The organism is Allobosea sp. NPDC055594 (genome assembly GCF_053618995.1).
Genome location: NZ_JBSHIO010000001.1, coordinates 382,321 through 405,038 on the forward strand (window position 1 = coordinate 382,321; position 22,718 = coordinate 405,038).

Annotated in this window: 24 protein-coding genes and 1 tRNA gene; 13 read left to right on the forward strand and 12 right to left on the reverse strand. The window is 65.1% G+C overall.

The window, feature by feature from the left end:
- Nucleotides 1–475 precede the first annotated feature (475 nt).
- The 10 genes from ACWGRX_RS01790 to ACWGRX_RS01835 form a co-directional block, all read right to left on the reverse strand.
- Nucleotides 476–1,300, reverse strand: a complete 825-nt coding sequence (locus ACWGRX_RS01790; protein ID WP_452116181.1) for a transporter substrate-binding domain-containing protein — start codon at nt 1,298–1,300, stop codon at nt 476–478.
- Between the two features lie 25 nt (nt 1,301–1,325).
- Entirely contained in the window at nt 1,326–2,045 is a 720-nt protein-coding gene (locus ACWGRX_RS01795) for an amino acid ABC transporter ATP-binding protein (protein ID WP_452116182.1), read from the reverse strand.
- Nucleotides 2,042–2,773, reverse strand: coding sequence for an amino acid ABC transporter permease (locus ACWGRX_RS01800; protein ID WP_452116183.1), 732 nt, complete (start codon nt 2,771–2,773; stop codon nt 2,042–2,044). The genes ACWGRX_RS01795 and ACWGRX_RS01800 overlap by 4 nt, the downstream gene beginning before the upstream one ends.
- Nucleotides 2,770–3,453 carry an amino acid ABC transporter permease gene (locus ACWGRX_RS01805; RefSeq protein ID WP_291638366.1) on the reverse strand — a complete coding sequence of 228 codons (684 nt, stop codon included), beginning with the start codon at nt 3,451–3,453 and terminating at the stop codon, nt 2,770–2,772. The genes ACWGRX_RS01800 and ACWGRX_RS01805 overlap by 4 nt, the downstream gene beginning before the upstream one ends.
- A gap of 124 nt (nt 3,454–3,577) precedes the next feature.
- Nucleotides 3,578–3,940: a RidA family protein gene (locus tag ACWGRX_RS01810; RefSeq protein ID WP_452116184.1), complete on the reverse strand. Its 363-nt coding sequence runs from the start codon at nt 3,938–3,940 to the stop codon at nt 3,578–3,580.
- A gap of 24 nt (nt 3,941–3,964) precedes the next feature.
- Nucleotides 3,965–5,437, reverse strand: a complete 1,473-nt coding sequence (locus ACWGRX_RS01815; protein ID WP_452116185.1) for a hypothetical protein — start codon at nt 5,435–5,437, stop codon at nt 3,965–3,967.
- 25 nt (nt 5,438–5,462) lie between these two features.
- Nucleotides 5,463–6,722, reverse strand: a complete 1,260-nt coding sequence (locus tag ACWGRX_RS01820) for an NAD(P)/FAD-dependent oxidoreductase (RefSeq protein ID WP_452116186.1) — start codon at nt 6,720–6,722, stop codon at nt 5,463–5,465.
- 239 nt (nt 6,723–6,961) lie between these two features.
- Entirely contained in the window at nt 6,962–7,861 is a 900-nt protein-coding gene (locus tag ACWGRX_RS01825) for a LysR family transcriptional regulator (RefSeq protein ID WP_452116187.1), read from the reverse strand.
- 407 nt (nt 7,862–8,268) lie between these two features.
- Nucleotides 8,269–9,873, reverse strand: a complete 1,605-nt coding sequence (locus ACWGRX_RS01830) for a hypothetical protein (protein WP_452116188.1) — start codon at nt 9,871–9,873, stop codon at nt 8,269–8,271.
- A 459-nt stretch (nt 9,874–10,332) separates the two neighbouring features.
- Nucleotides 10,333–10,407, reverse strand: a tRNA-Lys gene (locus tag ACWGRX_RS01835).
- Between the two features lie 194 nt (nt 10,408–10,601).
- On the opposite strand from ACWGRX_RS01835, the gene ACWGRX_RS01840 reads away from it, so the two are divergent.
- The 8 genes from ACWGRX_RS01840 (at nt 10,602) to lpdA (ending at nt 18,724) form a co-directional block, all read left to right on the forward strand.
- Nucleotides 10,602–11,681, forward strand: a complete 1,080-nt coding sequence (locus ACWGRX_RS01840) for a hypothetical protein (RefSeq protein WP_452116189.1) — start codon at nt 10,602–10,604, stop codon at nt 11,679–11,681.
- 34 nt (nt 11,682–11,715) lie between these two features.
- Nucleotides 11,716–12,027: a septum formation initiator family protein gene (locus tag ACWGRX_RS01845; protein WP_452116190.1), complete on the forward strand. Its 312-nt coding sequence runs from the start codon at nt 11,716–11,718 to the stop codon at nt 12,025–12,027.
- Nucleotides 12,028–12,201: 174 nt separating this feature from the next.
- Nucleotides 12,202–13,293, forward strand: coding sequence for a pyruvate dehydrogenase (acetyl-transferring) E1 component subunit alpha (pdhA, locus tag ACWGRX_RS01850; RefSeq protein ID WP_452116191.1), 1,092 nt, complete (start codon nt 12,202–12,204; stop codon nt 13,291–13,293).
- Between the two features lie 65 nt (nt 13,294–13,358).
- Nucleotides 13,359–14,768, forward strand: coding sequence for a pyruvate dehydrogenase complex E1 component subunit beta (locus tag ACWGRX_RS01855; protein WP_452116192.1), 1,410 nt, complete (start codon nt 13,359–13,361; stop codon nt 14,766–14,768).
- Nucleotides 14,769–14,792: 24 nt separating this feature from the next.
- Nucleotides 14,793–15,155, forward strand: a complete 363-nt coding sequence (locus tag ACWGRX_RS01860) for a hypothetical protein (protein WP_291642359.1) — start codon at nt 14,793–14,795, stop codon at nt 15,153–15,155.
- A complete protein-coding gene (locus ACWGRX_RS01865) occupies nt 15,146–16,510 on the forward strand; it encodes a pyruvate dehydrogenase complex dihydrolipoamide acetyltransferase (protein WP_452116193.1) in 1,365 nt (454 codons plus the stop codon). The genes ACWGRX_RS01860 and ACWGRX_RS01865 overlap by 10 nt, the downstream gene beginning before the upstream one ends.
- 7 nt (nt 16,511–16,517) lie before the next feature.
- Nucleotides 16,518–17,210, forward strand: a complete 693-nt coding sequence (locus ACWGRX_RS01870) for an SGNH/GDSL hydrolase family protein (protein ID WP_452116194.1) — start codon at nt 16,518–16,520, stop codon at nt 17,208–17,210.
- A gap of 74 nt (nt 17,211–17,284) precedes the next feature.
- Nucleotides 17,285–18,724 (forward strand): dihydrolipoyl dehydrogenase, encoded by a 1,440-nt coding sequence (gene lpdA, locus ACWGRX_RS01875; protein ID WP_452116195.1) that lies wholly within the window; start codon nt 17,285–17,287, stop codon nt 18,722–18,724.
- 9 nt (nt 18,725–18,733) lie between these two features.
- Here the strand turns inward: lpdA and ACWGRX_RS01880 are convergent, their stop codons facing one another.
- A complete protein-coding gene (locus tag ACWGRX_RS01880) occupies nt 18,734–19,357 on the reverse strand; it encodes a hypothetical protein (protein WP_452116196.1) in 624 nt (207 codons plus the stop codon).
- A 300-nt stretch (nt 19,358–19,657) separates the two neighbouring features.
- On the opposite strand from ACWGRX_RS01880, the gene ACWGRX_RS01885 reads away from it, so the two are divergent.
- From ACWGRX_RS01885 to ACWGRX_RS01905, 5 genes are all read left to right on the forward strand, one after another.
- Nucleotides 19,658–19,906 carry a GlsB/YeaQ/YmgE family stress response membrane protein gene (locus ACWGRX_RS01885; protein ID WP_291641832.1) on the forward strand — a complete coding sequence of 83 codons (249 nt, stop codon included), beginning with the start codon at nt 19,658–19,660 and terminating at the stop codon, nt 19,904–19,906.
- A 46-nt stretch (nt 19,907–19,952) separates the two neighbouring features.
- Nucleotides 19,953–20,294: a GlsB/YeaQ/YmgE family stress response membrane protein gene (locus tag ACWGRX_RS01890; RefSeq protein WP_291641834.1), complete on the forward strand. Its 342-nt coding sequence runs from the start codon at nt 19,953–19,955 to the stop codon at nt 20,292–20,294.
- Nucleotides 20,295–20,370: 76 nt separating this feature from the next.
- Nucleotides 20,371–20,646: a GlsB/YeaQ/YmgE family stress response membrane protein gene (locus tag ACWGRX_RS01895; RefSeq protein WP_291641836.1), complete on the forward strand. Its 276-nt coding sequence runs from the start codon at nt 20,371–20,373 to the stop codon at nt 20,644–20,646.
- A 94-nt stretch (nt 20,647–20,740) separates the two neighbouring features.
- Entirely contained in the window at nt 20,741–21,742 is a 1,002-nt protein-coding gene (gene lipA / locus ACWGRX_RS01900) for a lipoyl synthase (protein WP_291641838.1), read from the forward strand.
- Between the two features lie 13 nt (nt 21,743–21,755).
- Nucleotides 21,756–22,226 (forward strand): type II toxin-antitoxin system RatA family toxin, encoded by a 471-nt coding sequence (locus tag ACWGRX_RS01905; protein ID WP_291645451.1) that lies wholly within the window; start codon nt 21,756–21,758, stop codon nt 22,224–22,226.
- On the opposite strand, the gene ACWGRX_RS01910 is transcribed toward ACWGRX_RS01905, so the two are convergent.
- The gene (locus tag ACWGRX_RS01910; RefSeq protein WP_452116197.1) at nt 22,218–22,715 is read right to left on the reverse strand and encodes a CinA family protein; all 498 of its coding nucleotides are present in this window, start codon (nt 22,713–22,715) and stop codon (nt 22,218–22,220) included. The two genes, ACWGRX_RS01905 and ACWGRX_RS01910, sit on opposite strands and share 9 nt — an antisense overlap.
- Nucleotides 22,716–22,718: the final 3 nt, after the last annotated feature.

The following is a 22,718-nucleotide window of genomic DNA, read 5'->3' on the forward strand; positions in this document are numbered from 1 at the left end:
CTGCGCACGTATTCGCGACGCAGTTCCCTGATCTGCTCTATACCCTGTCGAGACGTTCGGGACTTCTGTACGGCTCGCCGGGCTTCTTCACGACAAGTCTCGCGGGCACTGTCGTCGCCACCTCTGCCGCCCTGCCTGGCCGCTGCAGGCCCGGCCGAGAACGTCAAGGGTATAAGAACAAGTACGGCTAGAGAGCGCATGACCAACTCCTCTCCGCGGAAGAAAGCCGTCGGCGGCAATGCCTCGGTCGGGCGCAGAAGTGCACATTGCAAGGCATGACGCCTTCCCCAAATGGGTAGTGCGCACTTAGCGAAAAGGAACTGCTACTGGATTCGCCTGAGGCTCGCCTTGCCAAGGAGGGGTGAGCTGTCCCTTGGCGGGCGACATCGCTCTGAGCTGACCCGCCTGTGCCATTCTATTGTGCGGCGCCCGGTAGGGGGGAGCGCGGAGCCGCGCTCCCCCGGCCACGGACGGGCTACTGGATCAACTCGACCTTGAAGCTGCGTGGCATGTTGAATTTCGAGCTCTTGCCAAACCATTTGTCGTAAATTCGATCGATCTCACCGTTTTTGTCGGCCGCGACCAAAGTCTCGTTGATCTTGGCGAGGAGCTTGTCCTCGCCCTTGCGCACGCCGACACCGACCTTCTCGATCATCAAGGTGGAGTCGTCGAGGACCGTCAGCGCGGTGTTGGTGTCCTTGCTGGTCACCGCGAAGTCGCGCAGCATCAGCTCCGACAAGACGAGCCCGGAGACCTTGCCCTGATTGAGGGCAAGCAATGCCTGCGGAACATCCTGGAAGGATATCACCTCGGTCGTCGGCAGCTTCTGCTTGGCGACCGCTTCCGAGGTTGACGCGGCCTGAGCCGAGACGCGCTTGCCGTCGAGCTCCTTCACGGAGCGGAGCCCGGCCTTGGCCAGTACGCCGATCATCTGGTTCGAATTGAAATAGGCATAGCTGTAGTCGACCTGCTTGGCGCGTTCCGGCGTCCAGCCGAGCGTTCCGGTGACCACGTCGAGCCGGCGCTGGTTGAGCTCGGGAATGCGCGCCGCACCCGCGACCAGCGCCAGCTTCGGCTGGACGCCCAGCGCCTTGGCAATGAGCTGACAGATATCGGCATCATAGCCGACGGTCGTTCTGGTCGCCGGATCCTGGAAGCTGAACGGGGGAACCGTGCCTATGGTCCCGCAGACGATCTCGCCCTTCGCCTGGATGTCAGCCAGTTGGTCGGCTGCGGCCGGAGCGGTAGCCGCCAGAAAGAACAAGCCGATGGCCGCGATATTCCTGGGTATCCTGGTCATTGTACATTCCCCGTTATTGCACTTGTCAGATTTGCCTGAGGAACTCGCGAGCGCGAGGACCTGCCTCTCCCTTGAAGAACTGTTCAGTCGTCGCATCCGCCTTGAGTTCCCCCCTTTCCATGAACCAGATCCGGTCGGCGACGCGCTGCGCGAAGCCCATTTCATGGGTCACGCACATCATGGTCAGCCCATCCGCCGCGAGCGCCTCGATCGCACGCAGGACCTCGCCGACCATTTCCGGATCCAGCGCCGATGTGGGCTCGTCGAGCAGCAGGACGGCGGGTTTCATCACCAGTGCGCGCGCGATTGCGATGCGCTGCTGCTGCCCGCCGGAGAGTGCGCCCGGCATTTGCCGGGCCTTGTCGGCCAGGCCGAGGCGCTCGAGCTGCGCCAGGCCGAGGGCCTCAGCCTCCTTGCGCGGCAGGCCGCGGACATGCCGCAGGGCGAGTGTGACATTGTCCAGAGCGTTCAGGTGCTGAAAGAGCCCGAAAGACTGGAAGACGAAGCCGACCCCGCTCCTCAGCGCATTGACGGACCAGCCGCGCTCATGAATGTCGCGGCCGCCGATGAGGATTTGGCCGCTATTGATCGGCTCGAGCCGGTTGACCGTGCGGATCAGAGTAGACTTGCCCGATCCCGACGGGCCGCAGACGACCGTGACCTCGCCAGCGCCGACCTCGCCGCTGACCCCGCGCAGGGCGGGCAAGGCGCCATAGAATTTCGAGACCTCGGAGAAGCGGATCATGTTCGCACCGCCGCGGCGAGCGGTACGAACTCCGCAGCCGCCGCCCGCTGGCGCTGCTGCAGGATCCGTCGTTCGAGCATCTTCGCGATTCCTGCGATGCCGCCGCACAGGATGTAGTAGCCTGCGGCCAGAATGCCGAAGACCGCGGCCGGCTTGGTGATCTCGAGATTGTTCGCCTGTGTCGCGGCGAAGGTCAGTTCCTGGGCGCTGATGATGTAGCCGATCGAGGTTTCCTTCACGATCGACGCAAACTGCGTGATCAGGCTCGGCAGCATGTTGAACAGCGCCTGTGGCAACACGATCCGCAGCGTGCGCACCCCATAGCGCAGCCCCAGCGCGTGCGCGGCTTCGATCTGGCCCTTCGGAATCGCCTCTATGCCGGCGCGGACGATCTCCGAGATATAGGCCGCCTCATAGATCGTCAGGGCGACGATCATCGTGGTCGTGCCGCCGAGGGAAATGCCGAACAGCGCGGGAACGCCGAAATAGACCCAGAAGACGAACATCAGGAATGGCAGGCCGCGCACCAGTGAGACCAGCAGCGCCAGCGGCCGGCCGAGCCAGGCGATGCCGCTCGTGCGGGCGAGTGCGATCGCGATCGCCAGCGGCATCGAGATCACCAGCACCGTCAACGCGATGATCAGCGTCATGGCGAGGCCGCCGAGCGGACCGTGCGGATACTGCCCGATCAGGAGCAGCAGCCAGTATTTCTGGATGATCTCGATCATCGCGCAGGCACCCCCTCGCGGCGGCGCAGCCATTCACTGCCCGACATGATCAGCAGCGAGATCGCCAGATAGAGTGCGGTGGCGACCGCGAAGGTCTGGTAGGTCAGATAGGTGGCGTTGTTGATGGAGTAGGCGGCGTGGGTGAGCTCGGCGGCGCCGATCGCCGAGGCGATGCTCGTCGCCTTGAAATAGAGCAGGAACTGGTTCGTCAGTGCCGGCAGCGAGATGCGTGCGGCCTGGGGGATGATCACCAGCCGCATGGCCTGGATATAGCTCAACCCGACGGCGCGCGCCGCCTCGTACTGAACCGGCGGCAAGGCGCGAATGCCGCTCCGCAGATCCTCCGAGACATAGGCGCCGAACGCCAGGCTGATCGCCCAGACCGCGAAATAGACTTCGCTCGAGCGTTGGTTGACCCAGTCGACGATGGCCGAGGGCAGCAGCTCCGGCGCGCCGAAATACCAGAACATCAGCTGGACGAGCAGCGGCACGTTGCGATGGCAGGAAATGTAGAAGGCGATGACGGGATCGAGGCCCGGCACTGCCCGCAGCATGGTGAGAACGATTCCCCACAGCCCGCCGATCAGCACGAAGGCGACCGTCATCAGCAGGGTGAGCACGAGGCCGCTGGCGAACTGCTCCAGATAGGGCGAGGACAGGATGGTCGCAAAGCCGCTCATCGCGAGGGCCTCGTCGCTTTCGCATCGCGCCGGAGGGGACAGAACCAAGGCCGCGCGGCGGTGGCCCGACGGCTCCAGGCCGCCGGCCGGCGGCCCTTCTCCGGCCTTCGGGGCTTGCGGGAGATCATCGCGACGGCATCGCGGCGATGACGGAGATCTCGAGCTGGGCGCCGCCCTGCAGCGTGGCCTGGACGCAGGCGCGGGCCGGCTCGCGCTTGGCGACGAGCCAGCTGTTCCACGCCTCGTTGAATGCGGCGACGTCGCGATTGACGTCGTGCATCCAGATGGTCGCCGAGAGCAGCCGGCTCTTGTCGGTGCCGGCCGCTGCGAGCCGCTCGTCGATCTGCGCCAGCGCCTGCCGGGTCTGATCGGTGATCGTCACGCTGTTGTCGGCCGGAACCACGCCGGAAACATAGGCGACGCCGTTGAAGACGACCGTGTCGGACCGATGCTTGAGGCCCTTGGGGTTGAGATAGGTCGGTTCCATGGGAGCTCCGCTCGGTTGGATGCGCTAGGCTTCGGTAGCAGGCACGGCAGAGAAGGCGACCCGGCCGAACTGGCTGAAGGTCGTCGGTCCCTTGGTATGACTCGCCGCTGCACCGAGTTCGACGAAGCCTGACATCGCATCGCTCGCACAGTTCTCGGCGACGAAACGGAAGCTCACCGTATTGCCCTCGACCATGTGGAAGGCCTGAAGCTCGAAGCCGTTCTCGGTCATGACGCCGCTGGCCGCGACCTCGCCGAAGGGCGTGAGGTGCTGGCCCTCCAGCCTGCCACCTTCGCGCCGCAGCCTCAGCTGATGGATGGCGGGTCGGACGGCGAAGTCCAGCGTGACGGTCCATTGGCCGGAGATCTCGACCTCGGTCGGCGGCGGGGCGGCCGCCGGCTGCCGTGCTGCCGTCAGCGCAGCCTGCAGCGCGTCGCCGACAAGGTCGATCTGCTCGTCGCCCAGGGCGAACGGGCTGATCATGGTCGAGTGCTCGCTGCCGCCGTAATCGTCAATCAGGATGCGCGGGCGCCGTTCGAGCAGCTCGCGTCGCAGCTCGCGGAAGGTCAGGTTCGGCTGCGCTTCGCTCCAGTCGATCTTCAGCCGCGGAATGCCGCCGGCCAGTGCCGAAATGTCGAGCTTGAGCCCGGGGATCGCTGCGAGCCGATCGCGCAGCGTCTGGACGCGCTGCCGCCATTGCCGGCGCTCGGCCTCGAGGTCGCGCGCGAACCACTGCTCCACCGCCGCGACCGCGCCTACCATCTCTTCCTTGGCGATCTTCATCGCGCGGCCGAAACTCTGATGGGGCGGGCCGTTGAACCATGCCGCCTGCACGAGCGGCTTGCGCCCGAGCAGCAGGCCGGCTGCAGCAGGGCCGCGGATCAGCTTGCCGATGCTGTAGACGGCCAGATCGGCCCCGCGCGACGTCCAGTGTTCCGGGCAGGCGAGCGGCTCCGACGCGGCGTCGACGAGGATCGGCACCCCGGCCTTCCGGGCCAGCGGTAAAATCTCGTCGAATTTCAGGGAGGAACTGGCGTCGCGCTCGCCGAAGAGCAGGATCATGACGACATGGCGCCTTCCCAACGCCTCGGCGAGCTCCGCCACATCCGAGACTTCGATGATGCGCGCGCCGGCGAGGCGCACGCTTTGATCATAGGCGAAGCGCTGCCCCTTCGGCGTCAGCACTACCCGCTCCTCGTTATGGAAGGGTTGCGGCAGCCGCAGCATCCGCAGCGGGTCATTGGCGGCGATGCAGGCTGCCGTGCCGAGGGCCAGACCACCGGCCGACCCGGCCGAGACGACTCCCCATTCGGCGCCGGTGAGTTCGGCGAGACGGCGGCCGACGGCGTCGCCTAGCTCCGACATCAGGACATAGTCCCGCGAGGCGCTGTCGATAGCCTCGCGCACCGGGTCGCTCATGATGCTGCTGCCGTAGAACGAGCGCGACGCGCCGCAGTTCACGACCGGTTCGATTCCGAGCTTCTGAAATACCGACATGGCTGTCTCGTTCCGCGGCGCAGGTCTAGGCCGCCCGCGCAAAGCGGGTCGGGCTGAAGGGGGAAAGGTCGCTCGGCTGGATGCGCTTCGCCAGGAGGTCGGCGATCAGCTTTCCGGTGGTGCCACCGAGCGTGAGGCCGGAATGGTTGTGGCCGAAGGCGAAGATGATGTTCGGATTGGCTGGCACGGGACCGAGCAGGGGCAAGCTGTCCGGCGTCGACGGCCGGTGCCCCATCCACAGGCTGTGCCCGGCCTCGTTCAACCCTGGCAGCAAATGCCTCGCGAGCGGCAGCAAGCGCATCGCGCGCTCGTAATTGGGAGGCGCGCCGACCCGGGCCAGCTCGGAGGAGCCGACGATCCGGACCTTGCCGTCAATCGGCGACAGCGCGAACTTGTACTCGCCCGACACGACGGTCCGGTTCAGCGCAACGCCCGGCTCCGGCAACATGACATGATAGCCGCGTTCGGAATCGAGCTGTACCGCGATGCCGAGCTTTCTCGCCCAGGGCTTCGAGAAGGCGCCGAAGGCGAGGACGACCATCTCGGAGACGATTTCCCCGCCATCCGTCGTGATCGCGACCGGGCCGCCCGGGCGCAGGGCGATATCGGTGACTTTCGCCTTGATGAAGCGGCCGCCATTGTCGATGAAGTTTCGCGCGAGTGCGGCGACGAAGCGCTGCGGATTCACGGTCTGGTAGCAGTCCGGCAGGAACAGACCGTGCCGGACGCTGCGCGCGAGGCCAGGCTCCATTTGCCGGACTGCGTCCGCATCGAGTTCGTCGACCTGCACGCCATGGGCCCGTCTGATGGCGAAGTTCGCAGCCTTGGCCTTCTCGAAGGCCGCGTCGGTTTCGAAGACGTGGAGCTCGCCGCTCGGCCGTACCATCGACTGGATGCCGGCGGCTTCGATCAGTGGGCGGTAGTCCTCATAGGCGCGCGGAACCAGGCTGGAGAGCGCGCGGGCATTCGCCTCGACCCGTGCCGGCTGTGCCTCCCGCAGGAAGCGCAGCAAATAGGGCGCCAGCGAGCCGAGATGGCGCCAGCGGATATGCAGCGGCTGGTTCTTGTCGAGCAGCATGCGCGGCACCGCGCCGACGATGCCGGGAGTCGCGACCGGCACGACGCTGGCGCATTGGATCAGACCCGCATTGCCATAGGAACATCCGCTTCCAGGTTCGTCCTGATCGATCAGGACGACGTCACGGCCGTCACGCTGGAGATAGAGCGCCACCGATACGCCGACCGCCCCGGCCCCCAGCACCGCAATCGTGCCGCGATGCGTCATGGCCGGTCCTCGGTGCGGAGCGCTCTGCCGTCGTCGCGATACGGCCGGGGGATGCGGACCAATCGGATACGCGGTGGCCAGCCGGACGGGGTCCGGCCCGGCATCCCCACGCTGCATCGGCGTCCTTCGAATGGGCTCAAGACGATCCTCCAGGCCAGCTCGCCCGAGGATTAGACCGCGATGCACTCTCCTAAAAAAGCGATATTTTTGATGCCTGACTGATGCATTAAAGTAATCAATCAGCTTTCCCCAGGGGGCGCAAAATCATGCTGCTGCCGCGCCATCTCGGCGATGCGCGCGCAGATTGGCGCCATCCGGTCGTTGCGATAGGCGGCGACGAAGCGCAGCGAAGGCGGAGGCGGCGTGGTCCGGATGATCCTGAGCGCGCCGCTGGCGACCTGCGGCAGGAAATAATTCGTCGGCAGGCAGGCCATGCCGAAGCCGGCCTTGGCGAGCTCGGCCACGGCTGAGGTGTGGTTGCAGATGATCGTGCGGTTGATCGAAACGTTGTGCTCGTTGAACCAGGCCGCCAGCAGATCGTAGATCGACGACTTCTCCGACTGGATCAACACCGGAAACTCGACGATCCGCTCGATCGGCAGCATGTCGGGTCCAGCATAGAGGGAATGGCTGCACATCCATGACGTCGCGACGTCGCCGAGCGGGACATAGGGGAGGTCGAGCTCCCCGCGAAGGCGCGGGGTCAAGACAAGGTCGAGGCTTCGGTCCCGCAGGCCGGTGAACAAGGTCCAGGCGTCGTCGATCACCGGCTCGAGGACCACCTTCGGATAGGCTTCCTTGATCGCCGAAACCAGCTTGGGCAGCCAGCTCACGGCGATCATCTCGGTAGCTCCGAACTTGAAGCGCCCGGCGAACTGATCGGGGCTCCGCGCCAGCTGCCGGATCTCGTCCTGAAGATGAAGGCTCTGATCGACGAGGCCGATGATGCTGCGGCCGGTCGGTGTGAGTTCGACATGCCGCGTGGTACGGTCGAAGATCTCGCGTCCGAGGATCGTCTCGCATTCCTGGATACGCTTCGAGGCTGTCGATTGCGAGATGTTCAGATGGCGGGCTGCGGCATGGAACGTCCCGAGCTTGTTGACCCAGTAGATCGCCTCCATCTGCTTGTGTGAGATCATGCGCCGTTCCTTTTCGGCATCAGTCGAAAATCCTCATTGGTAGGGGGGTATGTTCGCCCAACCCGTCAAGCACAGTTCTGCCCGCCGCGCGCTTGCCGCGTTCTTCCAGCTTGCCGGCGGCTTTAGCGAGCGCGGAAAGCCCAAGACCTGACCCCAAGACCTGACCCATGTCTCACTCGACGTGTCGCTCGAGGAACTGCCGCACGCTCGTCGATCTGAGCCCCTGATCTTCCTCCAGATTTGAGTAGAGTCCGTCACTCACGGAAACGGACGATGCGCCCCTCACAGTTCACGGAAGAGCAGATCATCGGGATGCTGAAGGAGCAGGAGGCCGGAGCGGCGGCCGTTACCGCCTTGTCCGAATTCGGCCTCCCCCACGGCTGAGGAGGGGCGTCCGATGATGACGATCACCTGGAGCCTGCAACAGCTTCCTTTTCGATCGTGGTCAAGAACCTGCTGTTACCCTCCTGAGGACAGACAAAGCAGGTTGTGCCATCGATGACGACAGGGTCTAATTCGGCACCGTTCTTATTGCGCGTGCTGATTCTGAAGTCGCCTGCGGGCACGAAATTGAACGCAATCGCAGCGCGTTTGCTGGCTTCTACACTGGTTTCAATTGTTATCCGTGATTCTTCAAAATCTGGAGTAAAGCGGCGCTCACAGCGCTGAATGCCGGTGACACGCCTGAAATCTCTATTGTAGGATGAGGTGGCAAAGATTTCCGTCCCGGACATGTGGACATCGCCATCATAGTCGCGCGGCTCCGTATAATCGACGAACTGATCCCCATTGAAGGCCAGAGCAGCATTCCCCGTTAATGGGGACCGACCCTTCCTGGCTGTGACCAAAGGCCTTCCATCTATCTCCAGCACGAAGCCGCAGCAGTCATGGTTGCGGCTGTGCGTCAGATGCCGCTTTGAGCCAAAGACGAACAATCCAGACGTTTTTTTGCCGTTGCGATAATAGTCGACGGCAGCCATGCGCCGCTTGTCGAATAGGGTCGAGCGATAGCCATCTATCGGGCTCGCTATGGACGTTGAAAGGCAATAGTCGATTGGCGCATGATAGCTTAGCGGGAATGGCCCGGTTGGGACGTGATGCGCCAGCGGCCTGCCCGCTAATGCGCTCGTCATACGAGAGACGCCGCTATTCTCCCAGCTCTCCAGAAACTCATCGCCGAAATTCGCAAAAGGTACGCCGGTCGCGCTGGTGGCATGGTTGAGGTAATCCGGGAGCAGCCGGAAATAATTCATGCCGTCGGGGTAATGTCGTAACGACCATCCCGGTTGCTGGGCCTTTAACCAGATGAGAGGCAGAGCATGATCGAAAGCGAAAACGAGATAATGAAGCCCCTCGGAGTAGCTGCCGTCAGCCGCAGTATCGGCCATGATGGCGTGCCAATCTGCGTCTAGCCGGCGGACAAAATCCATATTATTCAGCCTCAGCAGTTCCGCACCGAGCAGAAAGCTGCTGTATATGACAATGCCGTGATTGGTTGATCGGCGATGCCAATAGTGCGCTTCGGGGAAGCTGGCATCGACCAGCCAGGAAGCGCCGCGCATAATGAAGGCTTCTATCGCGCTTGAAGGGGTGTCATCCAAGATCGCGCAGCATAGACCAAGCGCGCCCGGCAACAGGCCATTCGACCATCCGTTGAAATCCCATGGCTCTGACGGGTTTGCCCCCGAGGGGCGCCAATAAGGGGCCGACACAATGTGGTCGCGCATATCCCTCACCCAACGTTCCGATGAACGAGCCATTGCGGCACATTTTGGATCTAACCGGCCAATGTCCCGCAACTGGGCGATTACCATCAATGTCCCATAGATGGCGTTGGAGCGCCTTTCCCAATCATAGCGCCACGGCGAGGGAAAACCGCCTTCAGGTAAGATATAGTTCGAGGGCTGATCAGTAATTCGGCTTATCCTGCGCCTAGCATAGCGACGAAAATTCTCAAGAAATGCCGCATCCTGATCGATGGCGGAAACATTTTCATCCGATAGAAATATCATATGTTAGTGCTTCTCCCCGTGACCGAGAAGCTACGCTTTTCCTCTTGTTCAGTGTCAATATCTATCGATTGAGCTGGACGGGCCTTCGCGCAGGAATGAGCCGCCCCGGGTTCGCCGGAGACCATTTCGTTTGAGTCACGCTGCCATGGCTGGTTCGCTCAGCATGGCGTAGTGGCGTGCCTCGGCCTCGGTGTCGGGCAGAGATTTGCGTGAAAAGGGCCACATGGCCCCAAGGAATTGCTGATCTGGCATTTTTGCAGTGACTATGCCGCGCATCTTGCGAAAAAGCATACAGATGCAGGGTAGCGAAATGGGGCCGTCCGGGTAACGAGAGAGAATCGCAATATCGACAGAGCCAAAGGGCAGGGGGCCCGTTACCCGAAATGTTACCCCGCGCGCCCTAAGCCGGCGCGATCAAGCGCTGCCAAGCTGACAACAAATTGAATTATCGAGGATTTTTGGTGAGCGGGGAGGGGATCGAACCCTCGACCACATGATTAAAAGTCACGTGCTCTACCACTGAGCTACCCGCCCTCACCGGGCGCTGAATAGGGAGCGACGGCTTTCCGGTCAACATTGTTCGCAGGCTTTCCTCATGGCAGAAGCGCCGCAGAGATTTTCGAGGTCGCCATCGCGCATGTTCCAGACGTCCCAGTCCACGCATTTTCCGGCCGCAACCGCGTCCCCGCGGCCCTTGCGGACGAGATGCGCCCGGAGCGCCTGAAGTTATGGAAAATCGCGATAGCCGCCGCTGGACGGGCTGGATCAAGGCGTTTTCGCTGGCTGCGCTCGGAGTTGCCGGCACGCTTTTCGGCTTCGTCGCCCTGCTCGATCCTTATGGCGTGCGAGTCGAGGCAGGCGAGTCGCCGCGCCCGTTGATGGATCTCAACCAGCGCTTCATGTACCCGCAGCTGGTGCGGTCCGGCGCCTTCGATTCCGCTATCATCGGAACCTCGACCATCCGGCTGCTCGACCCGGCGATTCTGTCGCAGGGCCTGCAGGCACGGTTCGTCAATCTCGGCATGAACGCGGCGACCCCGTGGGAGCAGGTGCAGATCGCCGCACTGTTCGCGCGCAAGACCGCGGCGCCGAAGCTCGTGATCTGGGGCATCGACCTGCCCTGGTGCGAGGCCGATGCGACGAGCGGGGCGCGCAAGCTGACACCGCGTCCGTTCCCGCCCTGGCTTTATGACGACAGCGGCTGGAACGACTGGGCAAAGCAGCTCAATTTCACCACGCTCGAGATTGCCGTCAGGCTCGCCGGGAATCGTTTCGGCCTGGTGCCGCCGCGGATCCGCGGCGACGGCTACGAGGTCTTCACGCCGCCGGAGGCGAGCTATGATCTCGACCGCGCCCGCTTCCACCTCTACCGCGGCAGCCAGGGCAAGGCGCCCGAGATTGCGCCGCTGACGCCGGCCGAGGTGGTCACGCCGGAACAGCGGGCGACATGGCGTTTCCCGGCGCTGGCCTGGCTCGATCAGGCCCTGGCGGCCTTTCCGTCGCAGACCAGGCGCATCCTTGTCCTGCCTCCGATCCATGGCGGCGCATTGCCTCGCGAGGGGACTGCCGCCCATCAGCGGGAGCTTGCCTGCAAGGCGCAGATCGGCGCGATCGCGGCCCGGCACGGGGCGGTCGTCGCCGACTACGCCCATGTCTCGTCCCTGACCCGCGAGGATGCCAATTACTGGGATCCGGCACATTACCGGCTGCCGATCGCCCGCCGGATCGAGGCCGATCTGATCGCACTCGGCAAGGGTGAGCCTGCGCCGGACGATCCGGCCTTGCGGGTGTCGGCGCCCATTCGTTAACGCGCCATAAACCAAGCCGTTCTAGCGTCAGGCCATGGTCATACGTCGCGGCGTCCGCTCCATCCTGATCGCTCTGGCGCTCTACCTCGTGTCGGGCGCGGTCGTCGGCTATTTCCTGTTCCACGCCCAGCATGGTGCGCGCGGCCTCGAGGCGCTCGGCGGCCTGCGCGAGAAGCTCGGCGAGATGGAGGTCGAGATCGCCGCCCTGACGGCCGAGAGGCAAGGCTGGGAAAAGCGCCTCAACCTGATGCGCGACCAGGCCGTCGATCGCGATCTTCTGGAGGAGCGCGGGCGCGCCGTGCTCGGCCGTATCCACCGTAACGATGTCGTGGTGATGGGACGCTGAGCCGGCTCAGGGGGCGACGATAGTCGCAAAAAGATCGATTAACCGATATCAAGTTAATCGTCGATCTCTGAAATATATCAACAAACTAGCTCATGTTGCAGTGCGAGATGTCCATCTCGCCAAGGCTTTTGCGTTCCTCTACAACCGAAGCAGTTGAGCTTCGGAGGACTGCTTATGGCCATTGCCGCGCGTAAGACGAAGGCAGGCGATTCTGCCAAGGTGGCCGGAAAGACCCCGGCGAAGACCGCCACGCGGGGCAAGAGCGAGAGCAAGGCGATCTCCAACATCCCTGTCTTCGACAAGGAAGAAGAGCTGCACGCCTATCGCGAGATGCTGCTGATCCGCCGCTTCGAGGAGAAGGCCGGCCAGATGTATGGCATGGGCCTGATCGGCGGCTTCTGCCATCTCTATATCGGCCAGGAAGCCGTGGTGATCGGCATGCAGATGGCCTCGAAAGAGGGCGACCAGATCATCACCGGCTATCGCGATCACGGCCACATGCTGGCCTGCGGCATGGAATCGCGCGGTGTGATGGCGGAGCTGACCGGCCGGCGCGGCGGCTATTCGCGCGGCAAGGGCGGCTCGATGCACATGTTCAGCCGCGAGAAGAACTTCTATGGCGGTCACGGCATCGTCGGCGCCCAGGTCTCGCTCGGCGCGGGGCTCGGCTTCGCCAACTGGTACCGGCAGGACGGGCGAGTATCGATGGCCTATTTCGGCGACGGCGCCGCCAATCAGGGCCAGGTCTACGAGAGCTTCAACATGGCGCAGCTCTGGAAGCTGCCGGTCGTCTTCGTGATCGAGAACAACCGCTACGCCATGGGCACCTCGGTCAATCGTGCTTCGGCCCAGACCGATTTCTCGCGCCGCGGCGTCTCCTTCGGCATTCCCGGCGAGCAGGTCGACGGTATGGACGTCCGGGCGGTGCGCGCCGCCGGCCAGCGCGCCATCGATCATGCCCGCTCGGGCAAGGGGCCGTACATCCTCGAAATGCAGACCTACCGCTATCGCGGCCATTCGATGTCCGACCCGGCGAAGTACCGCTCCAAGGACGAAGTCCAGCGCATGCGCGAGGAGCACGATCCGATCGAGCAGGTGCGCGGCCGCCTGACGCGTGAGCACAAGGTCGGCGAGGATGAGTTCAAGGCGATCGACGCCAAGGTGCGCGAGATCGTCAACGACGCGGCCGAGTTCGCGACGCATGATCCCGAGCCGGACGTCTCGGAGCTCTTCACCGACATTCTGCTGGAGCCGACGCAGGCCTGACCGGCGCTGCGCTCCCAAATCGCATTTTTCAGCCCAACGGGCTTTCCAGAAATCCAGGTGCGTTCATGCCGATCGACATTCTCATGCCTGCGCTGTCGCCGACCATGGAACAGGGCAAGCTCGCAAAATGGCTGAAGGCCGAGGGCGACAGGGTCAAGGCCGGCGACATCATCGCCGAGATCGAGACCGACAAGGCGACCATGGAGGTCGAGGCGGTCGACGAGGGCGTCCTCGCCAAGATCCTGGTCGCCGACGGTACCGAGAATGTCGCGGTCAATACGCCGATCGGCGTGATCGCCGCCGACGGCGAGGACGTGAACGCCGCAGCGAGCGGCGCCGCGAAGGCGCCTGCCGCGCCGCAGGCGGCGGAGGCTCACGCACCGGCAGCGCCGGTCGAAGCGCCCGCTGCTCCGGTTTCGGCCGCGGCCTCGAGCGTGCCAGCCCAGGCGAAGTCGCATGATGCCTCGTCGGAGTTTCCCGCCGGCGCCGAAATCGTCACGATGACGGTGCGCGAGGCCCTGCGCGATGCCATGGCCGAGGAAATGCGCCGCGACGCCGACGTCTTCGTCATGGGCGAGGAAGTCGCCGAGTACCAGGGCGCCTACAAGGTCACGCAGGGCCTGCTGCAGGAGTTCGGCGCGCGCCGCGTGATCGACACGCCGATCACCGAGCATGGCTTCGCCGGCATTGGCGTCGGCGCCGCTCTGACCGGGCTGAAGCCGATCGTCGAGTTCATGACCTTCAACTTCGCCATGCAGGCGATCGACCAGATCATCAACTCGGCCGCCAAGACGCTCTACATGTCCGGCGGCCAGATGGGCTGCCCGATCGTCTTCCGCGGCCCGAACGGCGCGGCCGCCCGCGTCGCCGCCCAGCACAGCCATGACTACGCCGCCTGGTATTCGAACGTGCCGGGGCTCAAGGTCGTGATGCCCTACAGCGCCTCGGACGCGAAGGGCCTGCTGAAGAGCGCGATCCGCGATCCCAATCCGGTCATCTTCCTCGAGAACGAAATCCTCTACGGGCGCTCCTTCGAGGTGCCGAAGGGCGACGACTTCCTGGTGCCGATCGGCAAGGCCAAGGTCGTGCGCCCGGGGACGGATGTGACCATCGTCTCCTTCGGCATCGGCATGACCTATGCGCTCGGCGCCGCCGAGGCCCTGGCCAAGGAAGGCATCGAGGCCGAGGTCATCGACCTCCGCACCATCCGGCCGATGGACATCGAGACGGTCATCGCCTCGGTGCAGAAGACCAATCGCTGCGTCGCGGTCGAGGAGGGTTTCCCGCAATCCGGCGTCACTGCCGAGATCGGCATGAAGATCATGGAGGCGGCCTTCGACTATCTCGATGCGCCGGTCGCCCGCGTCACCGGCAAGGATGTGCCGATGCCCTACGCCGCCAATCTCGAGAAGCTCGCGCTTCCGAATGTCGGCGAGGTCGTCGCGGCGGCCAAGGCCGTCTGCTATAGGGCCTGACGCGTGCAGCTGACGATCGGAGCCATGATCGCTTCGGTCGCCCTCGCTTTGCTCGGGGGGCTGGCGGCCTATGCCTATGTCCAGCCCAAGCGCCGGCTGGCGCCACGCCCGCTGGTCGCCCGTGATCTCGCTCTGGCGAGGCTCAGCCTGCACCGCGTCGACCTCATCTCCTTCGTGCTGGCGGCGGCCGGTGTCCTGACGCTCATCCCTGAATCGGTCCAGGCCTTCGCGCCCGAGCTGATAGGGGGACGGACACTCGCCGGCACCGCGCTCGAACGTCTCGACTATATCGCCTTCGTTCTCGTCTCCCTCAGCTTCGGCATGGGCACCGTCCGCCGTATGCTGCTCATCGCATTGGAAAAAGCGAGCCTCCAGCCATGCCCGTGAACATCCTGATGCCCGCGCTGTCTCCGACCATGGAGAAGGGCAACCTCGCCAAGTGGCTCAAGAAGGAGGGCGACACGATCAAGGCCGGCGACATTATCGCCGAGATCGAGACCGACAAGGCGACCATGGAGGTCGAGGCGGTCGACGAGGGCGTGCTGGCGAAGATCGTCGTGCCGGAGGGCACCGCGGATGTCGCGGTGAACGAGGTCATCGGCGTGATCGCCGGCGAGGGCGAGGATGCCAAGAGCGTCTCCGCGCCGAGCGCCGCTCCGGCCAAGGCCGAGCCGGCTCCAAAGGCTGAGGCCAAGGCGGCCACGCCCGCCCCTGCCGTATCCGCTCCGGCCGCAGCTGCGGCTGCCGCCGCTCCGGCGCCCGTCGCCCAGGCCCCGGCAGCGGCCTCCGGCGAACGAGCCTTCGCCTCGCCGCTGGCGCGCCGCCTCGCCAAGGAGGCCGGGATCGATCTCAGCAAGGTCCAGGGCTCCGGCCCGCATGGCCGGATCGTCGAGAAGGATATCGAGGCCGCCAAGCAAGGCGGGGCCGCCAAGGCTGCTCCGGCTGCGGCTGCAGCTACTGCGCCGGCTGCGGCGAAGCCCGCTTCCGCGCCGCTCGCCTCGGGCCCCTCGGACGAGCAGGTCAAGAAACTGTTCGCGCCGGGTTCCTATGAGGAGATCCCGCATGACGGGATGCGCAAGACGATCGCGCGCCGCCTGACCGAGGCCAAACAGACCATCCCGCATTTCTACGTGACGGTCGATTGCGAGCTCGACGCGCTCTTGAAGCTGCGGGCCGAGCTCAATGCTGCCGCTCCGGAGAAGGACGGCAAGCCGGCCTACAAGCTCTCGGTCAACGACATGGTAATCAAGGCGCTCGCCCTGGCGCTGCGGGCTGTGCCGGACGCCAACGTCTCCTGGACCGACGGCGCGATGCTGAAGCACAAGCATGCCGATGTCGGCGTCGCGGTCTCGATCCCGGGCGGGCTGATCACCCCGATCGTCCGGGATGCCTGCCACAAGACGCTCTCCCAGATCTCCAACGAGATGAAGGACCTCGCGGCCCGCGCCAAGAACCGCAAGTTGAAGCCCGAGGAATACCAGGGCGGCACGTCGGCTGTCAGCAATCTCGGCATGTTCGGGGTCAAGGACTTCGCCGCGGTGATCAACCCGCCGCATGCGACGATCCTGGCGGTCGGGGCCGGCGAGCAGCGCGCCGTGGTCAAGGGCGGGCAGCTCGCGGTCGCGACGGTGATGTCGGTGACGCTCTCGACCGACCACCGCGCCGTCGACGGCGCGCTCGGGGCCGAGCTGCTCCAGGCCTTCAAGGGCTATATCGAAAAGCCGATGGCGATGCTGGTGTGAGGTAGTCATGACCCGCCAGGCCCGCATCCTCGCCTTCGGCGACTCCCTGACCTGGGGGCGTATCGCCAACCGGCCGGAGCGACATGGCGACGATGTGCGCTGGCCGCGCGTGCTGGAAAAGGCGCTCGGCGGCTACGCCACGGTGATCGAGGAGGGGCTGAACGGCCGGCGGATCGCGCTCGAGGACCCCTTGCGGCCCTATCGCTCGGGCATCTCGCTGCTGCCGCTGTTCATCGAGTGCCATGCGCCGCTCGATCTCGTCATCCTGATGCTCGGCACCAATGACTGCCAGCGCCAGCATTCGCTGGCGCCCTACGACGTCGCCCGCTCGATGCGGATGCTGGCCCAGGTGGCTCAGCGCCCGCCGGTCGAGCCCGGCATGCCGGTGCCGGAGGTGCTGATCGTCTCGCCGCCGGTGGTGCGTATGCCCGACGATCCCGAGCATGAAGCCAACTTCTTCATGGAGGGCGCTCCGGAGAAGATGGCATTGCTGGCCAAGTATTATCGGCGCATCGCCGACGAGATCGGCGTGCACTTCTTCGACGCGGCGGTGGTCGCGAGCGTGACCGGCGAAGACGGCATCCATCTCGACGCCGACAACACCCGCGCCATTGGACAGGCGCTTGCGCCGGTCGTCGACGGGCTGCTCGGCCTGCCGCTGCCGGCGCGTGGGCCGGCGCTGCGGATCACCGGTCCGTAAAGGGAATTACCGGGGCCTTGCCCCGCAACGTCAACGCCTCCCGAAAATGGGAGGACAGAGCCGAGGTGCCTTCCATGGCTGACTACGACATCATCATCATCGGCTCCGGCCCGGGCGGCTACATCGCGGCGATCCGCGCGGCGCAGCTCGGCTTCAAGACGGCGATCGTCGAGCGCGAGCATCTCGCCGGCATCTGCTCGAACTGGGGCTGCATCCCGACCAAGGCGCTGCTGCGCTCGGCCGAGATCCTGCATTATGGCCAGCACGCCAAGGATTACGGGCTGACGCTGGAAGGTACGTTCAAGGCCGATCTCGAAGCCGTGGTGAAGCGTTCGCGCGGCATCGCCGCCCGGATGAACAACGGCGTCCAGTTCCTGATGAAGAAGAACAAGGTCGACGTGATCTGGGGCGAGGCCAAGCTCACCAAGGCCAACACCATCGTGGTCGCGCCGACCAAGAAGCCGGCAATGCAGCCGCAGGTGCCGGCGCCGAAGAACGCCAAGGGCGAGGGCACCTACACCGCCGACCACATCATCGTCGCGACCGGCGCCCGGCCGCGCGTGCTGCCGGGGCTGGAGCCGGACGGCAAGCTGATCTGGACCTATTTCGAGGCGCTGGTGCCGCCGACCATGCCGAAATCGCTGGTCGTGATGGGCTCGGGCGCGATCGGCATCGAGTTCGCCTCGTTCTACCGCACGCTCGGCGCCGAGGTGACGGTGGTCGAGGTGATGCCGCAGGTCGTGCCGGTCGAGGATGCCGAGATCGGCGCCTTCGCGCGGAAAGCCTTCGAGAAGCAGGGCATGAAGATCCTGACCTCGACCAAGGTCACCAAGGTCGAGAAGGGGGCGAACTCCGTCACCGCCCATATCGAGGACGACAAGGGCAACAAGCAGACGATCACGGCCGAGCGGATGATCTCGGCCGTCGGCGTCGTCGCCAATGTCGAGAACCTCGGGCTGGAAGCGCTCGGCGTGAAGCTCGATCGCGGCGTGATCGCGATCGACGGGCTCTGCCGGACCAATGTGAAGGGCGTCTATGCGATCGGCGACGTCGCCGGCCCGCCGATGCTGGCGCACAAGGCCGAGCATGAGGCGGTGATCTGCGTCGAGGCGATCAAGGGCCTGCATCCACACCCGATGGACAAGGCGATGATCCCGGGCTGCACCTATTGCCACCCGCAGATCGCCAGTGTCGGCTTGACCGAGGCGAAGGCCAAGGAAGCCGGCCACCAGCTCAAGGTCGGCCGCTTCAACTTCGTCGCCAACGGCAAGGCCGTGGCGCTCGGCGAGGACTCGGGCATGGTCAAGACGATCTTCGACGCCAAGACCGGCAAGCTGCTCGGCGCCCATATGGTCGGGCCCGAGGTTACCGAGCTGATCCAGGGCTTCGTCGTCGCGATGAACCTCGAGACCACCGAGGAAGAGCTGATGCACACCATCTTCCCGCATCCGACCCTGTCGGAGACGATGAAGGAGGCCGTGCTCGACGCCTATGGCAAGGTGCTCAACGCCTGAGCTGCGGCGCTAACGCAGGTCGATCCTGATCCCGACGCCGATGAAGTTCGAACCGGACTTCTTCGGCGCGATCAGGCCGAAGACGCCGGACCGGTGATGCAGCCGGGTGATGAAGGAGACGCCCGGCGCAGAGGCGTGCGAGAACTCCGCCTCGAAGGCGAGATAGTTCAGCACCCGCGACGGCCGGACGTCGACCGCACCCTCGAAGCGCGGCCGCTCGGATGCGACCGATAGGCCTTCGGCGATGGCGAGATTGGCTCCGAGCCCGCCGCCGAGCGGGATTTGCCCGGTGCGGAACATCACTGCCAGCGTGCCCTCCCAATGGCTCTGGCCGCCGAAATGCTTGAGAACCTGCCCTTCCAGCTCGATGCGGTTGCCGCGGAAAGCGAAATCGGAGAAGGGCAGCGGGATCGAGAAGGAGGGTACGACCACGCGCGACAGGCCGACGCCGGCGAAATTCGTGTCCGAGAAGCTCAGATTGCCGGTGACGGCGCGGCTGGGCACATCGAGAAGATCGGTGTCGACCCAGCGACTGACATAGCCGGTCGCATGCCAGCGCCGCTCCGTTTCGCGCTCCGAGGCGATTGATGCAGGGGCGCCGCCGAAGGCGGCAGCAAGGAAGCCCCCCGTCATCAGCACGCCCGAACGGCGTGGACGGGCTCTGCCTTCAGGTGCGAGAGTGCCTTCGCAACAGGGCATGGCCGGCGTCGTCCTCCACGCTGCCGCAGAGCCAGAGCCTCCAGTCCGATCGGCCAGCGAACTCCCAAAACACTGCTCCGTCAACCGCAACCGCCCGGAAGGCCTGGTTTGGAAGCGCCTTTGGCGCGCGGGCGGTTGTTTCCCGGCTGCTCCCGTCTATTCTCCATGGCCGAGACGCATGTCCGAGGGGCTGCGTCGAACGGGTACAAGGTCGATCGCTTCCGGAGGTTTCCGATGGATATGCGTGCAATCCTCGTCGCCATCGTCATCGGCCTCGTCGCCGGATGGCTCGCCAGCATCGTGGTCGGCGGCGGAGGCCTTATCCGCTACATCGTCACCGGCCTGATCGGTGCCTTCGTCGGCAGCTTCCTGCTCGGCGCCCTCGGCATCAATCTCGGCATCGGCAATCCGCTGATCTCGCAGATCGTCACCGCGACGATCGGTGCGATCGTCGTCGTGCTGCTGGCCCGGCTGATCGCCTGAGCGCTTTCCTCTGGAAACCGGCGAGCGCGATGGGCATATCGCTGCGATGACGACGACACGCACGCGCAAACCCCGCGGTCCCGGCCGGATCATCGAGGACGACAAGGTCGAGATCCTGCCGCCGAAGCGGGGCCTTGCGGTCGACTGGCGCCGGCTGCTGCCGCCGGTTGCCTTCGGCACGGCGGCCGGCTTCATCGCCAGCCTGGTCGTCGGTGGCGGAGGCTTCCTGCGCCATGCCGTGGTCGGCTTGCTCGGCATGCTGGTCGGCCAGGGTATCGTGCGCGTCACCGCCTGGCGGATCTCGACGGGTTCCCGCTTCGCCGACGACATGGCCATGGCGGTGATCGGGGCGATCCTGGTGGTGCTGCTGGCGCGCTTCATAGCCTGAGGCGGAACCGGCCGGCGCCGCCGGCGTTGTTCGCACGGTCGCGGGGATTGCGACCGGCGAGGGCAGGGGGACTAGCATGAACAACGAGATCGTCGCGGCGCTCGGCACGCCTGGCTACGGCTTCTTCATGACGTTGCTGATCGGCATCGTCGCCGGCTGGATCGCCGAGCGCGTCACCTCTTCCGATCATGGGCTCTTCACCAACATGATCGTCGGAGTCGCCGGCTCCTTCGTCGGCAGCCGGCTTGCGGATCTGCTGGAGATCCCGGTCTACGGCTTCTGGCGCACGCTGACCGCCGCGATCGCCGGCGCCTGCCTGCTGATCGTGGTCTGGCGCGCCCTGCGCAACTGAGTCACGCGGCAGGGCGGGTTGCCCGCGCGCGCCATCGGGATTAGCTAGACGGCGAGGCCGCCTTCTCCTGCGGCCGCAGGAAACGGACCCATCCATGGCCGTCGTGCTCGACCTTCTGAACCGCGACCCGCGTCCCAATATCGGCAATCCGAAGGCCGAGGCGAAGCAGGGCGAAGTCCGCCATCCCGAAAAGCAGAAGCGCGCGGAGAATCCGATCCTGCGCAAGCCGGACTGGATCCGGGTCAAGGCGCCGGGCTCGCCGAAATGGGCCGAGACCCAGAAGATCGTGAAGGCCGAGAAGCTCGTCACCGTCTGCGAGGAGGCCGGCTGCCCCAATATCGGCGAGTGCTGGGAAAAGAAGCACGCCACCTTCATGATCATGGGCGACACCTGCACACGGGCCTGCGCCTTCTGCAACGTCAAGACCGGCGTGCCCGAGGCGCTCGACCATGAGGAGCCGCGCAAGATCGCCGAGGCCGTCGCCAAGCTCGGGCTCGAGCATGTCGTGATCACCTCGGTCGACCGCGACGATCTCAATGATGGCGGCGCCGAGCATTTCGCTCGCGTGATCCGCGCGATCCGCGAGGCCTCGCCGACGACAACCATCGAGATCCTGACGCCCGATTTCCTGCGCAAGCCCGGCGCGCTCGAAGTCGTGGTCGCGGCCAAGCCCGACGTCTTCAACCACAATCTCGAAACGGTTCCCGGCAAGTATCTGACGGTGCGCCCGGGCGCCCGCTATTTCCATTCGCTGCGGCTGCTGCAGCGGGTGAAGGAGCTCGACCCGACCATCTTCACCAAGTCCGGCATCATGGTCGGCCTCGGAGAGGAGCGGAACGAGGTGCTCCAGCTGATGGACGATCTGCGCTCCGCCGAGGTCGACTTCATCACCATCGGCCAGTATCTGGCGCCGTCGCGCAAGCACCATGCGGTGATCCGCTTCGTCACCCCCGACGAATTCAAGAGCTTCGAGACCATCGCCTATGTGAAGGGCTTCCTGATGGTCTCCGCGACGCCGCTGACCCGCTCTTCGCATCACGCGGGCGAGGATTTCGCCAAGCTGCGTGCGGCGCGCGCCGCGAAGACGGGCGCCTGAGAGCGGCTCTCCGATGCCGATGTTCAACAGCACCAGGCGGGTGAAGCACTCGCCCGCCGAGATGTTCGCTCTCGTCGCCGACGTCGAGAAGTATCCGCAATTCCTGCCGCTCTGCGAGGGGCTGGTGGTGCGCCGGCGAACGCCGCGCGAGGGCGGAGGCGAGGTGCTGCTCGCCGACATGACCGTCGGCTACAAGGCGATCCGCGAGACCTTCACCAGCCGGGTGACGCTCGATCCGGCCAATCTGAAGATCCTGGTCGAATATGTCGACGGGCCGTTCCGTTATCTCGAGAACCGCTGGAGCTTCCGACCTGCCGAGAAGGGCTCGGAGGTGGTGTTCTTCATCTCCTACGAATTCGCCAGCCGCATGCTCGGCCTGCTGATGGGCGCGATGTTCGACAAGGCCTTCCGCAAATTCGCCGAGGCGTTCGAGCGCCGGGCCGACGCCGTCTATGGCGCCGGGGTGCCTCTCGCTTCAGGCTGAGGTCAGCGAGGCCTCGCGCAGCAGGTCGAGCGCCTCAAGCACGCTGAGGCGGCGGATCTCGTCGCGCCCGAGCGCCCCGAAGCGCTTTTCGCGATGCAGGGTCCGGTCTGCGCCGGCGCAGGCGAAATGCACGAGACCGACCGGCTTCTCCTCGCTGCCGCCATCGGGGCCGGCGACGCCGGTGATCGAGACGGCGAGGCGGGCGGAGAGCCGTTCCCTTCCACCTTCGGCCATCGCCCGCGCCACCGGCTCGCTGACCGCGCCATGTCGCAGGATCAGCTCGGCGGGGACGTTGGCAAGCGTGGTCTTGGCCTCGTTCGAATAGGTGACCAGGCCTCCCAGGACCACGCTCGACGAGCCGGCGATCGCGGTCAGGGCGCCGCAGACGAGCCCGCCGGTGCAGGATTCCACCGTCGCGACAGTGATGCCGCGCTCGCGCGAGATGTTCAGGAGCTCGGCAGCCAGCGAACGGGTCTCGAGGTCGAACATGCT

Bases quoted from the DNA above. Each gene is read 5' to 3' on its own strand.
- ACWGRX_RS01790 (WP_452116181.1), bottom strand. From the start codon at position 1,300: ATGACCAGGATACCCAGGAATATCGCGGCCATCGGCTTGTTCTTTCTG.
- ACWGRX_RS01795 (WP_452116182.1), bottom strand. From the start codon at position 2,045: ATGATCCGCTTCTCCGAGGTCTCGAAATTCTATGGCGCCTTGCCCGCC.
- ACWGRX_RS01800 (WP_452116183.1), bottom strand. From the start codon at position 2,773: ATGATCGAGATCATCCAGAAATACTGGCTGCTGCTCCTGATCGGGCAG.
- ACWGRX_RS01805 (WP_291638366.1), bottom strand. From the start codon at position 3,453: ATGAGCGGCTTTGCGACCATCCTGTCCTCGCCCTATCTGGAGCAGTTC.
- ACWGRX_RS01810 (WP_452116184.1), bottom strand. From the start codon at position 3,940: ATGGAACCGACCTATCTCAACCCCAAGGGCCTCAAGCATCGGTCCGAC.
- ACWGRX_RS01815 (WP_452116185.1), bottom strand. From the start codon at position 5,437: ATGTCGGTATTTCAGAAGCTCGGAATCGAACCGGTCGTGAACTGCGGC.
- ACWGRX_RS01820 (WP_452116186.1), bottom strand. From the start codon at position 6,722: ATGACGCATCGCGGCACGATTGCGGTGCTGGGGGCCGGGGCGGTCGGC.
- ACWGRX_RS01825 (WP_452116187.1), bottom strand. From the start codon at position 7,861: ATGATCTCACACAAGCAGATGGAGGCGATCTACTGGGTCAACAAGCTC.
- ACWGRX_RS01830 (WP_452116188.1), bottom strand. From the start codon at position 9,873: ATGATATTTCTATCGGATGAAAATGTTTCCGCCATCGATCAGGATGCG.
- ACWGRX_RS01840 (WP_452116189.1), top strand. From the start codon at position 10,602: ATGGAAAATCGCGATAGCCGCCGCTGGACGGGCTGGATCAAGGCGTTT.
- ACWGRX_RS01845 (WP_452116190.1), top strand. From the start codon at position 11,716: ATGGTCATACGTCGCGGCGTCCGCTCCATCCTGATCGCTCTGGCGCTC.
- pdhA (WP_452116191.1), top strand. From the start codon at position 12,202: ATGGCCATTGCCGCGCGTAAGACGAAGGCAGGCGATTCTGCCAAGGTG.
- ACWGRX_RS01855 (WP_452116192.1), top strand. From the start codon at position 13,359: ATGCCGATCGACATTCTCATGCCTGCGCTGTCGCCGACCATGGAACAG.
- ACWGRX_RS01860 (WP_291642359.1), top strand. From the start codon at position 14,793: ATGATCGCTTCGGTCGCCCTCGCTTTGCTCGGGGGGCTGGCGGCCTAT.
- ACWGRX_RS01865 (WP_452116193.1), top strand. From the start codon at position 15,146: ATGCCCGTGAACATCCTGATGCCCGCGCTGTCTCCGACCATGGAGAAG.
- ACWGRX_RS01870 (WP_452116194.1), top strand. From the start codon at position 16,518: ATGACCCGCCAGGCCCGCATCCTCGCCTTCGGCGACTCCCTGACCTGG.
- lpdA (WP_452116195.1), top strand. From the start codon at position 17,285: ATGGCTGACTACGACATCATCATCATCGGCTCCGGCCCGGGCGGCTAC.
- ACWGRX_RS01880 (WP_452116196.1), bottom strand. From the start codon at position 19,357: ATGACGGGGGGCTTCCTTGCTGCCGCCTTCGGCGGCGCCCCTGCATCA.
- ACWGRX_RS01885 (WP_291641832.1), top strand. From the start codon at position 19,658: ATGGATATGCGTGCAATCCTCGTCGCCATCGTCATCGGCCTCGTCGCC.
- ACWGRX_RS01890 (WP_291641834.1), top strand. From the start codon at position 19,953: ATGACGACGACACGCACGCGCAAACCCCGCGGTCCCGGCCGGATCATC.
- ACWGRX_RS01895 (WP_291641836.1), top strand. From the start codon at position 20,371: ATGAACAACGAGATCGTCGCGGCGCTCGGCACGCCTGGCTACGGCTTC.
- lipA (WP_291641838.1), top strand. From the start codon at position 20,741: ATGGCCGTCGTGCTCGACCTTCTGAACCGCGACCCGCGTCCCAATATC.
- ACWGRX_RS01905 (WP_291645451.1), top strand. From the start codon at position 21,756: ATGCCGATGTTCAACAGCACCAGGCGGGTGAAGCACTCGCCCGCCGAG.
- ACWGRX_RS01910 (WP_452116197.1), bottom strand. From the start codon at position 22,715: ATGTTCGACCTCGAGACCCGTTCGCTGGCTGCCGAGCTCCTGAACATC.